The following is a 13,197-nucleotide window of genomic DNA, read 5'->3' on the forward strand; positions in this document are numbered from 1 at the left end:
TGTTACAACTAATGACCCGGTTGCTCAGCCCGATGTGATTGGCCTGTAATTAACGGGTTCTTCTATTACTTGGTCATAACGGTATGCTGAAAAAACAAGCCCAAGAAGTAACATATTGAGGAGTATACTTAACTGCCCCTCCGAAATCAGGGGTAGATTGGGGAAAAGTGCATATTGATAACCAAAGTTTCCCAAGAGGTAAAATACTCCCTGCCAAAGCAGGCATTGGCCACAGCTAAAAGCAAGAGATGAAGCCAGATTCCCATGGATCCGTCTAATGTATGTAAAAAGAATCCAGTAAAACAGGCCGATAGCCCCTATCAGAGCCAATCCAGGAAGCCATCCAAACAGGAAGATACATACAGCAATCAAGTAATTATTATGATAGTGCTGAGGAAGAATATCCCAGAGTGTCACATTATCTGCCTGGTAATGGATATATCGGGGACGGCCTCCTTGATTACGAATTGCCTTTACCATATCCTGAAATTCCTGCTCTTGTTTGTCGGTATAAATCCATGTAGTGTCTATGCCAATTTGCCATGGATCACGGGAAGCAAAATACCATGCGCCAGTACCGTAATCCATCATTTCCTCCGTGGAGAGTTCAAGACCACGGGTAAGAGGTGTTCTTGAAAGCAATTCCTGAATCAATATCCCATTGTATGTATCATCCCAGGTGGTGCGAATCGCGGACTGTGGTGATAGAAAAGCTACTGTTTTTTCTCGGCCGGATGGTGTTAAAAAAAGTGGACTTCCGAGAAGAACGAGAAATGCCAGTGTACCGGAATAAAGAAATTTTTTCTTACCGGAAAAAATCCCGCGGTGAATCATAAAACACACAGTTCCAAGTATACTCAGTAGAAAAATGGCTCCTGAAGTATCGCTGAAATGATACGGGCCAAATGTATACATGAGAAGCATCCATACACCTGAACACCCTAGAGCAGCTGTCAGGAATTTCTTTCTGTTATGGCGGGAACAATACAGCAGCACTGTAATCACTGGAACTAACAGTAATGTTGCAAAATAGGAAGTACTGACAATCCCGATCCGTCTACCGCTGACTTCTGTCAGGAAAAATATCACGATTTGAGCCAAATACAACAGGCATATTAATGATGCCAGTATCTTTCTGTGCCGGATTAAAAAGGGATACCCCTTTAATGCTGTAAACACAAGCAGAATCCCTCCTGGAATATAGTAAAGAAAGCCATTTGACATCTGCTCCGGTGTCCATTGAAAAAAGCAGGAGAGAACAAAGCCTACTAGTAGCAGCAAAGCGGTAATGAAGGCAAGTCTAGGAGATTTTTGAATCTTGTGGGCCTCATTCAGCTCGGTACCGATGGCAATTGCATCCCCCATGCCACGAAGAGCCTTGTGTTCCGCATCATCATGAGAAAGTCCCTGTGATTCATAATCCTCAATCCGGTCATTAATATGTGATTCCAGCTCCTGATGGATGGAGGGACGTAACGGTTTATAAGAAATCTGTTCTGTTACCTCTTCCAGGAAATGGGAGACTTCAGAATCAGAGATTTTTTTATTCAAATAGAACACCTCCCATCACCTGATTGACGGCAGTCTGGTAGACCTCCCACTCTTTTGCTTTTTCTTCCAGCATTTTCTGCCCATGAGAGGTAATTGCATAATATTTACGGCTGCGGCCGTTGTCTGCAGTCTGATGATAACTGGTGACTGCTCCCTGTTGTTCCAGGGTGTGCAGAATTGGGTAGAGAGTGCCTTCCTGAAGCTGAAATACATTCTGGCTTTGCTGTTCCAGTATACGTATTATTTGATATCCGTACATGCTTTGCTCTTTCAGAAGCTTCAGCACCAGCATAGAAGTGCCGAGAGCCATATACCGTTTGTCCATAGGATTTCCCCTTTCTCAGTATTTGTCATTATCCTGACACTATACCTAGATGATCTATGTATAGCAATTATTATACCTAGACAATCTAAGTATGTCAAGTCATCAAAACCAAATAAAACCGGAATTGGAGTTAAAGCGATCAGAAGGTTGTTCATCCAGATATGACCGGAACATGCATTAGAATACAGAAAAGGGGAAAGACCAGAAAACGATCTTTCCCCATAATGGTGTCTTTGACATTAATATGTTTTTCATGAATGATTAAATTTTCCTGCTGTCTGCATAAGCCTTGGAAGACAATGGTCAAAAAACATCTGATAGGATTTGCAGAAGTAATTGCGGCAGGTTTCTTCCATGGACATGATACGGTGCCGATAGCAGCCTCCCCTGCACAGAGAAAAGTAAGAACAGGCCTGGCACTGGCTGTCAGGTGCTTTCTGGGAAGAGAGAAAACCGATTTCCATTCTTTTTTTGTGTATTTCATCAAAACCGGTATTGTTTAAATTCCCCAACTTAAATTCATCCAGAACAAAGAAGTCACAGGGATATACTTCGCCGTCGGCTTCGATGACGTTTTGGATGCTGCAAAAACCGTTCATATCACAAGATTCTGCATTTCCGGTCAATAGAAGAGAGAGGTAATTATAAAACTGGCGGATGTAGATTTCCTTTCCGGCGTTTAAATCCTCATACCATAAGTCAAACAGGTCGCAGAGGAATTGTCCGTATAATTCCGGTGTAAGAGAATATTCCATGGTACCAGGGGCAGCTTCCAGAGGGTCCAGACAGGGAATGAATTGGAGATAAGAAAAGCCCATTTTCTTATAGTATTGATATATTTTTCTGATAGAGGACGCAGTCCTTTTGTTCACCACTGTGAGGATATTATATTCCACTCCATACCTGTTGAAGCTATCTACTGTTTTCATGATGTTTAGAAATGTGGCACTGCCGTTTCCGCTTTTCCGGTAAGCATCATGGGTATGTATGGTTCCGTCTACGGAGATTCCCACCAGAAAGTGTTCTTTGGCGAAAAATTCCGCCCATTCCGGACCCAGGTCATAGCCATTGGTCTGAAGGGCAAAATGTATTTCTAAATTTTTCTTATTATATTCCTTTGAAAGCCTTACGGCCTGTTCAAAAAATGGAAGGCCGGCCAGAGTGGGTTCTCCTCCCTGAAAAGCAATGGTGCAGGCAGTGTCTGCGTAGCCCAGAGCTTTTTTTAAGACATTCTTTAAAGTATCCTCCGACATGAAGCCATAAGAACCTTGTGTTCGCTTTTCTATAATATCATGATAAAAGCAATACTGACATTGCATGTTGCACATACCGGAGGCCGGTTTGATCAAAAGATTAACTGGGGGCATGGATTTAACTCCCTTCGTCTGTAAATGGATAGGTGACCCGGTTTTCGTGTTCTCTAGGCGATATACCCGTAACCTTTTTAAATACCTTACTGAAATAATAGGGATTATCAAAGCCCAGTTTATCTGAGATTTCATACATCAGGTACTGGTGGGTATCTATAAGCTCCATGGCATGCTGAATCTTAACCTGGGCAATATAATCTGACAGGGTAGTTCCTGTAAGTTTTTTAAAAGTATTGCTTAAATGTCCGGAGCTAATGTTTAAAGCTTCGGCAACATCGGCCAGGGTCAGTTTTTCCATGTAGTGTTCCTTGATGTAGCTTCTGGCCAGATCCACCAGCTTGTCGGAACGAGTGGATTTCCGGTCCTCCAAAAGGCGGCATAGCTTCAGACAGAAACTTCTCAGCCATTCCAGGATGTCCTCCAGGCTGTTAAAATGATTCAGCTGCTCGGCAATGTTAATGGTATAAGGAAAGATCTCCTGATAGCTGTCATCCCCTGTTTCGAAAAATGAATAGAGATAGGTGTAGATATTGATGCAGGCGCTGGTGGCCTGTTCCTTGCGGGGCCTGTTCTCCCGGAACAAGGTAATGATTTCTTCAAAAATAGAAGCCAGCTTCTCACTGTCGTTCTGGCTTATATAAGCGGCCAGATCTTTTTTAAATACATTGATATTGAATTTTTTTGCCTGGCTGAAATGGGAGTTCTGTCCATCATAAAAAACCACTTGGGATGAAGAGTCGAAGTAGTAATACTCCAGTGCTGTCGAGGCTTCTGAGAATGCCTGGGGAAGCTCCGAGATCTTTTCTTTCGTCCTGCTGACGCCGTAAACGGCAGAAAGCTCAAAGTAAGTTTTTAAAGCAACGCTGAACTTCTGGCAGAATTCCCTTATAACGTTTTGGGAAAAGGCTTCTTCTTTAAAGGAGGCTGTAAGGAGAAACGTATCCTGCCGGTATTCGAGAATTGTGTAATGAAAGAAAAACCTTGCTGCAATCCCGCCCAGTATATCCATAAGCTGCCTGCTGACGGAATGCAGATCATAGCTTCCCCCGCCTGCTTCAAAGTCTATGTGGATAGGGCTTAAGGAAAACAGGATAACAAAAGGAGCCGGATACTGCTCCTCCAGTTCTTCGGGAATATCAGATAATGCCTCCTGGGAAAGAAAAAGGCGGCGGAACTCTGTCTTTGCCAGATCCTCCTGGTTATTCTTAAGCTGGCTGTCAAGGAGGCGGTTCTGCTTATTGACCAGCAGGTCGCAGGCCTCCTTGGCCCGTTCCAAAGCGTTCACAAGAGCTTCTTCATTCAGATCAATTTTCACCAGATAGTCGGAGGCACCCAGGGAAAGGGCCTTTTTCACCAGATGGAATTCCTCTAAGTTTGTTAATACAATAAAAGAAAAGTCACAGCCGTTTTCTTTACATTTTTCCACCAGATCAAGCCCGCTTAACACGGGCATCCGGATATCTGTTATAACGATATCCGGATGAAGATCCATGATCATCTCATAGGCGGAAGGGCCGTTGGTTGCCTTTCCTATAATCGTGCACTCATAGTTTTCCCATATGATCAGGGAAGCGATGCCAGCCAGGATGAGTGGCTCATCGTCTATAATAATAATTCGATACATGCTGTCTTTATACCCCTTTGTCAGCCCTTCTTAAAATTCCAAAGGAAGGGCAATGGTAATTAATGTGTATTGGTCTAATTCGCTTTCCAGCTTTATTCCGTATTCTTCTCCGTAAACCAGCTTTAATCTCCGGTCTACGTTTGGAAGCCCGATTCCGCTCATATTACTTCTCGTGATGCGGGAAGTATCTGTTAACAGCGTTTCAATGCCTTCCGGAGAAATGCCGATGCCGTTGTCTCTTATCGTAATATAAAGAACACTGTTTTCAGCAAAAACGTGTATTTGTATCAGCCCGTTTCTTCCGCTTGGCTCGATTCCGTTAAAGATGGCGTTCTCCACAATGGGCTGAAGGGTCAGCTTCACGATTTTGGCATCGTATAAAACTTCCTGATCAACCTCTGTGGTTACATCAAAAAGTTCAATATATCGGATTTTCTCTATAATAACATAATTCTGCAAAAAATCCAATTCCTGACGAAGGGTTACCTTTTCGTTGAATCCCTTTGCCATGTTCTTTAGCAGGGAGGACAGGGCGGTGACCACCTGAACGATCCCGCTGTTTTTCTGCATGGTTGCGATCCATTTGATGGAATCCAGTGTATTGTAGAGGAAATGAGGATTGATCTGGGCCTGAAGCATTTTAATTTCCAAATCCTTTTTTTCTTTTTCGCTTTGAACTCTGGTTTCCAAAAGATCGGAGATCCGGTCAGACATTTGGTTGATTTGCTTTCCTATGCTTCCGATTTCGTCATCTGTTTCAATGGAGCGGTCCGGTTCGAAATTTCCCATGGAGATGAATTCCAGACGTTTTTTCAAACGGCTGATGGGAGCGCTTAGCTGGCGGGATATAAACCAGGACAAGGTTAAGCCGATGGTACAGCAGAAAAAGAATATGAGAGCAATGGTACCCCCAATCATGCCATGGTCAAGGTTAAGGTCTGAAATTGGAAGGATCTGAAAGAAGATCAGACCGCTGATTAATTGCCTCTGATAGGAGATGATACAATCCTTTCCATTCAGCAAAGTGCTGAAATTGCCCTGGGGATCTTTTAAGTTTCTAAGAGTGACCAGCAGATCAGAGACATCATAATCCTTTCCATTCACAGAAGAAATGATACTTCCATCTAAAGTGGATGCAAAGATGATCTGTCCATCTCCCATGCTTTCCAGTGTATCAGAAAACAGGCGGGGAGAAATAGCCAGAAATATCCAGGCATCCTCCGGATTGCTGCTTGAGGAATATTTTAATGGTCTAAGAAGAGGGAGCAGCTTAGGGGTGTAATTCATTGGAGAAAAAGGGTTGTCCTCCAGGGAGAGAAGATACTGGGTATTCTCTCTGGAAAGCATATCGTGGAACCAGGGCGCATTTTGGATGTCTCTAAAATCGAAAGAGGAGCCGTAGGCGCTCCCTGCTTGCAGGATTTCTCCGTTGCTATAAAGAGTGATCTTATAGATATATTTGCTGTAACCTGAAATTGCGCAGAAGTCCCTCAGTACATTGGAAGCGTACAGCTTAATATAAGCAGCATCTCCGTATTCTGACTGTTTTAGGGAAGGTGTGTAAAATAAAGACTTTCTTTCTGAACAGGTCACAATGATGTTGACCATTTCCTCGTAAGCAACTTCCATCCGGTCGGACAGAATCTGTATGCGGTTAACAGAATTTTCCGTTTCATTTTGAATAGCATCCTTATAATAGGAATGATAGTTATAAAAACTTACGGCACAGGCGATACTTATAACTACCAGAAGATTATATAGAAGAAGCTTATACTGGAATGTGCGGGGCATGACAGAGATCCTTTCTAAACCCCGTGAGCAGTCGTCAAAGTTTAACAAGCTTGACCTTGACTCGTTGCCTTCACGAGAATAAATTTAATAATATCATATCCTTTATTACGCAGAAATTCAACGAATATAAAAATTAATCTTAAAAAAGTATAAGAATCTAAATAAAATATATGTTTAGGATCATGAAAAACGGTTATGAGTAAAAAAAATAATAGAATTATGCAAATCGTTTATTTCGATATTGCCTTAAATCTGTTATTCTTATACCACAAAGAACACATACGCGCGTAGTTCTAAAAAAAGGGAGGTTTCAATCTAATGAAATTAAAACGAGTTTTAGCTATGATGTTAGCAGCCGGAATGGTATGCACATCTTTAACTGCTTGTGGTGGCAGCAAAACATCCGAGAGCAGTGCTGCAGGTTCAACTGAAAAGACAGAAACAACAAAATCAGATGAAAAAGCAAGCACAGGAGAAAAGAAAGTACTTTCCGTTACAACATGGGACTATGATACATCACCGACATTTCAGACTGTAGTCGATGCCTACATGGCAAAACATCCAGATGTTGAAATTAAAGTTATTGATACATCAGCCGATGAATACAACAATTCCCTGGGAATCAGTTTATCTGCAGCTCAGCCGGATCCAGATGTAATCTGGGTAAAGGACATGGGTTCCATGCTCCAGATGGCTGATAAAAAACAGCTTCTTCCTTTGGATGATTTTATGAAGAAAGATAATTTTGATTTATCAATTTACAATGGTGCAGCAGAGCAGCTTCAGTATAACGAAGCTACCTATGGACTTCCATACCGTTCCGATTGGTATATCTTATACTACAACAAGGACCTTTTTGATGCGGCAGGCGTTCCTTATCCATCTAATGATATGACCTGGGATGAGTATTACGATCTTGCAGCTAAGATGACCTCTGGTGAAGGCAGCTCAAAGGTTTATGGCGGACATAACCACACCTGGCAGGCACTTGTATCAAACTGGGCTGTTCAGGATGGCAAACACACAGTTGTTGAAAAGGATTATTCCTTCTTAAAGCCATGGTATGAGCAAGCTGTTGCTTTACAGGATAATGGTTATATTCAGGATTTCTCTACTTTAAAGACAGCAAATATCCATTATTCATCTGTATTCAAAAATCAGCAGTGTGCTATGATGCCTATGGGTTCCTGGTTTATTGCAACTATGATCCAGTCTCAGGCATCAGATGAAACTTCCTTTAACTGGGGCATTGCAAGGATTCCTCATCCTGCTGATACAGAAGCCGGTTACACGGTAGGAGCTCTTACTCCTGTTGGAATCAGTGCTTATACCGATGAACCTGACTTATCCTGGGATTTTGTGAAGTTTGCAACCAGCGAAGAAGCAGCTAATATTTTAGCTGAACAGGGCGTATTTACCGGTATCCAAACAGAGCAGTCATTAAAGACCATTGCTTCTGCACAGTTCTTCCCAGAGGGAGAGTCAAATGTTGAAGCACTGACTTATACTCACTATATATTTGACCGTCCTTTAGATCCAAAGATTACTGAAATCAAAACTGTGCTCGAAGAAGTTCATGAAATGATCATGATTAAGCAATATACCGTTGATCAGGGAATCGAAGAGCTGAACAAGCGTGTTGCGGAGATCAAGGGCTGGTAAAAATTAATTGCCCGGAGAGCGCCTTTTCTAAACATTATGGCAAGGCGCTCTTTTTGTGGCAAAAAGCAGGTGAAAAGGAGGTTAACCCTGTATGAAAGAAGTAAAAAAGACAATGAAGTCTCATCAAATGAAGGCAATCCGAAGTAACCTGATTGGTTATTCCTTTATTCTACCCAATTTAATCGGATATGCAATTTTCGTATTCATTCCCGTTATCTTTTCTTTTGTTTTAAGTGTTATGAAATGGGATGGGTCCCGTACCCCCATGGAATTCGTGGGATTAAGCAATTTCGTTCAGATTTTTAATGATAGGATTTTTGTTCAATCCTTTATTCACACGATTCAATACGCACTGCTTACTGTATTACCAACCTTAGTGCTGGCACTTTTACTGGCAGTTCTGTTGAACCATAAGTTAAAGGGAATCGCAGTTTTCCGTACAGCATTATATTTCCCTTATATTGCTTCCATCGTAGCAGTCGGTGCGGTGTGGAATATGCTGTTCCAGCCGGATTTTGGACCAATCAATGAATTTTTAAGATTCATCGGCATTTCCAAGCCCCCCAGATGGGTTGTGGATGTGAAATGGGCCATGGTGGCTATTTCTATCGTAAGCGTATGGAAATACATGGGATACTATATGATCGTATATCTGGCAGCCCTTCAGGGAATCTCAGGTTCTCTTTATGAAGCGGCAGGAATTGACGGAGCCAACGGCTTCCAGAAGCTTCGTTATATTACCATTCCCATGCTGACTCCAACCACATTCTTCGTGCTGATCATGCTGACGATCCAATGCTTTAAGGTATTTGACCTCGTATATGTAATGACAGGTGGAGGTCCTGGTAATGCCACTAAGACTCTGGTCAATTATATATATGAAAAGGCGTTTACCAGCTGGGAGTTTGGACCGGCAAGCGCTGGCGCACTTGTTCTGTTTTCAGTAGTCCTTGTTGTCACCTTGATTCAGTTTGCTGGTGAAAAGAAGTGGTCTAAAGATATGATGTAAGGAGGGAAAGCGATGAGAACAAAATCAAAGTATTTCAACATATTTCTGTATCTGGGATTGATTGCTTTATCCCTTTTTATGCTGGTACCCTTTTATTGGATGGTGATTTCTTCTTTAAAGCTTAATAAAGACGTATTTTCCATACCTATGACGTGGTGGCCGGATACGTTGCATTGGGAGAACTACAAAATCATCTGGAAGAAGCTGCCACTTGTGACCTTCTTTTTCAATACCGCCAAGCTGACGGTCATTACGACCGTGATCCAGCTGTTCACCAGCTGCTTTGCTGCTTACGGTTTTACGAAGACACGTTTTAAAGGCAGAGATTTAATATTCCTTATGTATGTTACGACCATAGCCGTTCCATGGCAGGTTTACATGGTCCCCCAGTTTATTCTGGTTTCCAAGCTTGGACTTAACAATACACACTTAGGATTAATCCTGATGCAGGCCTTTTCCGCATTCGGCGTATTTTTAATCCGACAGTTTTATATCAGCATTCCTGACGAATTGTGTGAGGCAGCCAGGATTGATGGATTAAACGAGTACGGTATATTTGCAAAAATCGTATTCCCACTTGGCAAGCCGGCAATGGCAACCCTGACTATCTTTACCTTTACGAATGTATGGAATGATTTCATGGGACCATTGATCTATTTAAAGACAAAAGAATTAAAGACCATTCAGCTTGGTATCCGGATGTTTATATCCCAGTTCGGAGCGGATTATGCATGGATCATGGCAGCCTCTGTATGCTCTTTGATCCCGGTCATCATTGTATTCTTAAGCTGCCAGAAGTTCTTTGTTGAGGGCGTTGCAGCCAGCGGAATCAAGGGCTAAGCGAAAGCGCCCTGCGGATATACCATTATGTCCAAATAGATGGACAATAGGAGGAAACACCCTGCGGGTATACCTTTATGTCCAAATAGATGGACAGTAGGAGGAAAGGAGAATCATATGGCACAGACATTGGAACAAATAAAAACCTATCCTGGAATGGAAGAGGGTATGGTTCAAAAAGCTCTTGATGATGCTGTAAAGATCGTCAAAGAAAATCTATCGGTATTTACGGATAAATTCCAATCTTCCAACAGCTTTGACGGATTTTATGAAGCAACAGAAAATGTAGAATGGACAACAGGATTCTGGACAGGAGTGATCTGGTTAGCTTATGAGCATACCGGCGATGAAGCGTTTCGGAAAGCGGCAGAAGTGCAGGTGGAAAGCTTTCTTGACAGAATTGAAAATAAAATTGATGTAAACCATCATGATATGGGATTTTTATTCAGCTTATCCTGTGTGGCAGCCTATAAGCTGACCGGCAATGAACACGCAAAAAAGGCTGCTTTATTGGCAGCGGACCATCTGGCGGAACGTTACCGGGATAAAGGAAGGTTTCTTCAGGCCTGGGGTAATCCAGGAGAACCGAAGGAATACAGGCTAATCATTGACTGTCTGTTAAACCTTCCCCTGCTTTACTGGGCAACAGAAGTAACGGGAGATCCTTCTTATGAAGAAAAAGCGGAAAATCATATAAGAACTGCAATGAAATGCATTCTTCGTCCGGATCATTCCACTTACCACACTCATTTCTTTGATGTGGAGACCGGGGAGCCGACCTATGGCGTGACCCATCAGGGAAACCGCAATGGCTCCGCATGGGCCAGAGGCCAGGCTTGGGGCATATACGGAATCGCCTTAAGCTACCGGTATTTAAAAAATACAGAATACATGGATCTGTTTTGCAGCGTAACGGATTATTTTATCGAACACCTGCCGGATGATCTTGTTCCTTACTGGGATTTTGACTTTGACACAGGAAGCACGGAGCCAAGAGATTCTTCCGCTTCTGCCATTGCTGTCTGCGGAATCCTGGAAATGGCAAAATATTTGGATGAAGATAAAGCCATGGTATATTTAGATGCGGCTGATCGTATGCTTAGGGCGTTGGCAGATCAGTGCGCCAATAAGGATTACAAAAAGTCCAACGGACTGCTGCTTCATGGCACCTACGCCAGGGATTCTAAGGAAAATACCTGTACGAACCGGGGCGTGGACGAGTGCAATACCTGGGGTGACTATTTTTACATGGAGGCTCTTACCAGGCTTTCAAAGGACTGGGAGCTGTACTGGTAAGAACTGTGGAAGAATAAGGAGAAAAAAATGAAAACGAATCTGCTGTATGTTTTTGCCGACCAGTGGCGGGCTCACGCCATGGGATTTATGAACATGGATCAGGTGGTGACTCCTAATATTGACTCCTTTGCACAGGAGAGCATGAGGTTTACCAATGCTTACAGTACGTACCCCTTATGTTCTCCTCACAGAGCTTCCCTGATGACAGGGAAATACCCATTCCGTGTGGGGATGTGGACCAATTGCAAGATAGGACTGGAAGAAAAGGTCATGCTACGGCCTCAGGAGCTCTGCATCGGAGATGTACTGAAAACCGAGGGTTATCACACAGGATATATCGGCAAATGGCATCTGGATGCTTCAGAGCTTAACTTTTCATTAAGTCCTAAATCGGGCGCAAAAGACTGGGATGCCTATACGCCGCCAGGGGAGAGAAGACATGGATTTGACTACTGGCTGTCTTATGGAGCCTGGGATGACCATTTGGATCCTCATTACTGGCAGGATGATGAAAAGCAAATAAAACCCGGAAAGTGGTCTGCGGAATTTGAGACAGATAAGGCCATCGAGTATATGGAAGCCAGGAAAGAAGAGGAGCAGCCTTTTGCGCTGTACTTATCCTATAATCCACCCCATCTTCCCTATGAACTGGTACCGGACCGGTATTATGAGAAATTTAATGATTTAGAAGTTCACTACAGGGAAAACGTACCGGAAGAGATGCGGGAAAAAGGCGGACTTCTGGAAACCCAGACCAGGCAATATTATGCTGCAGTCCATGGAATCGATGAACAGTTTGGTAGAATCCTTCAATATTTAAAGGATCATAGTATGGAGGAAAATACCATTGTCATCTTATCTGCTGACCATGGGGAAATGCTTGGTTCCCATGGACTGATGAGCAAAAATGTCTGGTATGAGGAGTCCATCCATATTCCTCTTATGATCCGTCAGAAGGGAAGAATTAAGACCGCAGACAATGACGGAATCTTTGCAAGTCCGGACCATATGCCGACCATTTTGGATCTTCTGGAGCTGTCCATACCTGAAACGTGCGAGGGTTACAGTCATGTGAAAGGTATGTTCGGAGAAGATGAGAACGAACCGCAGGATATGTTGATCTGTTCCTATCCGGGTGGTGCGGATGCGGTAAAGGCGTTTTCCGACAAGGGGCTTACCCATAAGGCTTATGGCTGGAGAGGCATCAAGGACAAACGTTATACCTATGTCATTTTTAACGGCTATGCTCCTGGAGAGGAACAAAAGGAATACCTTTATGATAATATAGAAGATCCTTACCAGATAAATCCGGAACTGTTGGAGCCGGAGTGCCAGAGAGCAGAAATTTTGGCATACCGGGAAAAACTTAAAAATTACCTGTGTAAGACAGAAGATCCGTTTTTGTGGGACAGGTAAAATTAAATGAATCAGGTATTGATCTTTAACCAAAAGTTAAATTCCTGCCTAACTTACCATGAAATAGAAAGAATCAATTAGGCACATACTATTAGCGTCGGACTTCTTCCGGCGCTTTTTATGTGCCTTGACCTAATAGAGCATGCAAAGTGCAGATATCTAAGCAACCCGCTAAGCGGCATAGCCGGTGGTCTTGACTATGGTCAGGAGATGCTTTTGTATAAAATGCGACATAAAATGCGTCTTTACAATTGATTATATATCATATATACTAAAGATAAATGTTCGACTTGCCGCAGCTATTATAACATAA

At 42.8% G+C, this 13,197-nt stretch carries 10 protein-coding genes; 5 read left to right on the plus strand and 5 right to left on the minus strand.

What is annotated here, in order from left to right; genetic code table 11:
• Positions 1-24: 24 nt before the first annotated feature.
• The 5 genes from BMW45_RS23000 to BMW45_RS23020 all read right to left on the minus strand — a co-directional run bounded on the left by BMW45_RS23000 (position 25) and on the right by BMW45_RS23020 (position 6,661).
• Positions 25-1,551 (minus strand): permease prefix domain 1-containing protein, encoded by a 1,527-nt coding sequence (locus BMW45_RS23000; RefSeq protein ID WP_092249454.1) that lies wholly within the window; start codon positions 1,549-1,551, stop codon positions 25-27.
• Positions 1,544-1,876 (minus strand): PadR family transcriptional regulator, encoded by a 333-nt coding sequence (locus BMW45_RS23005; RefSeq protein ID WP_092249457.1) that lies wholly within the window; start codon positions 1,874-1,876, stop codon positions 1,544-1,546. Before BMW45_RS23005 ends, BMW45_RS23000 begins: the two co-directional genes overlap by 8 nt.
• Before the next feature lie 251 nt (positions 1,877-2,127).
• Entirely contained in the window at positions 2,128-3,243 is a 1,116-nt protein-coding gene (locus tag BMW45_RS23010) for an anaerobic sulfatase maturase (RefSeq protein WP_092249460.1), read from the minus strand.
• Between the two features lie 4 nt (positions 3,244-3,247).
• Positions 3,248-4,870, minus strand: coding sequence for a response regulator transcription factor (locus BMW45_RS23015; protein ID WP_092249463.1), 1,623 nt, complete (start codon positions 4,868-4,870; stop codon positions 3,248-3,250).
• 30 nt (positions 4,871-4,900) lie between these two features.
• Complete coding sequence (locus BMW45_RS23020) at positions 4,901-6,661, minus strand: sensor histidine kinase (RefSeq protein ID WP_092249466.1); 1,761 nt, start codon at positions 6,659-6,661, stop codon at positions 4,901-4,903.
• Positions 6,662-6,979: 318 nt separating this feature from the next.
• On the opposite strand from BMW45_RS23020, the gene BMW45_RS23025 reads away from it, so the two are divergent.
• The 5 genes from BMW45_RS23025 (at position 6,980) to BMW45_RS23045 (ending at position 12,884) form a co-directional block, all read left to right on the plus strand.
• Positions 6,980-8,323 carry an ABC transporter substrate-binding protein gene (locus BMW45_RS23025; protein ID WP_092249469.1) on the plus strand — a complete coding sequence of 448 codons (1,344 nt, stop codon included), beginning with the start codon at positions 6,980-6,982 and terminating at the stop codon, positions 8,321-8,323.
• Positions 8,324-8,435: 112 nt separating this feature from the next.
• Positions 8,436-9,332, plus strand: a complete 897-nt coding sequence (locus BMW45_RS23030) for a carbohydrate ABC transporter permease (protein ID WP_025232972.1) — start codon at positions 8,436-8,438, stop codon at positions 9,330-9,332.
• A 12-nt stretch (positions 9,333-9,344) separates the two neighbouring features.
• Positions 9,345-10,172: a carbohydrate ABC transporter permease gene (locus tag BMW45_RS23035; RefSeq protein WP_092249476.1), complete on the plus strand. Its 828-nt coding sequence runs from the start codon at positions 9,345-9,347 to the stop codon at positions 10,170-10,172.
• Between the two features lie 117 nt (positions 10,173-10,289).
• Positions 10,290-11,468 (plus strand): glycoside hydrolase family 88 protein, encoded by a 1,179-nt coding sequence (locus BMW45_RS23040; RefSeq protein WP_092249478.1) that lies wholly within the window; start codon positions 10,290-10,292, stop codon positions 11,466-11,468.
• A 27-nt stretch (positions 11,469-11,495) separates the two neighbouring features.
• Positions 11,496-12,884, plus strand: a complete 1,389-nt coding sequence (locus BMW45_RS23045; RefSeq protein WP_092249480.1) for a sulfatase family protein — start codon at positions 11,496-11,498, stop codon at positions 12,882-12,884.
• Positions 12,885-13,197: the final 313 nt, after the last annotated feature.

Source organism: Lacrimispora sphenoides (assembly GCF_900105215.1).
In the GTDB taxonomy this organism is placed as follows: Bacteria; Bacillota; Clostridia; order Lachnospirales; family Lachnospiraceae; genus Lacrimispora; species Lacrimispora sphenoides_A.